1 protein-coding gene is annotated in these 588 nt (G+C 61.1%); it reads left to right on the plus strand.

The features are described 5' to 3' along the window. Nucleotides 1-588, plus strand: a 588-nt coding sequence (tssI, locus tag MES37_RS24550) for a type VI secretion system tip protein TssI/VgrG (RefSeq protein ID WP_237932845.1), incomplete at both ends; no start/stop codon positions are given.

Consider the following 588-nt stretch of genomic DNA (forward strand, 5'->3'; position numbering starts at 1 on the left):
TGACCGGGGAACAGCCACAGGCCCTGCACGGCAGTCGCGGCGAGGGGACCACCCTCACCAACCGGTTTGTGGCCATACCGGGAGACCGCACCTGGCGCCCGAATCGCCCGCAGAAACCAAAGGTCGATGGCCCGCAGAGTGCGGTGGTCACCGGCCCGCCGGGGGAGGAAATTTTCTGCGACGAACACGGGCGGGTGCGGGTGAAATTCCGCTGGGACCGTTATCACGGTGAAACAGAAGACAGCTCGTGCTGGATACGGGTGTCGCAGGCGTGGGCCGGTGCCGGCTTCGGTCACCTGGCGATACCGCGTGTCGGCCAGGAAGTGATAGTCGATTTCCTCAACGGCGACCCGGACCAGCCCATCGTCATGGGGCGTACGTATCATGAAAATAACCGCTCGCCGGGCAGTCTGCCGGGGACGAAAACCCAGATGACCCTGCGCTCAAAAACCTATAAGGGCAGCGGGTTTAACGAACTGAAGTTCGACGATGCGACAGCTAATGAGCAGGTGTATCTCCATGCGCAGAAAAACATGGACACCGAGGTGCTCAATAACCGCACCACTGATGTGAAAGTCGACCACACCG

This window comes from Buttiauxella sp. S19-1 (assembly GCF_022134725.1).
In the GTDB taxonomy this organism is placed as follows: Bacteria; Pseudomonadota; Gammaproteobacteria; order Enterobacterales; family Enterobacteriaceae; genus Buttiauxella; species Buttiauxella ferragutiae.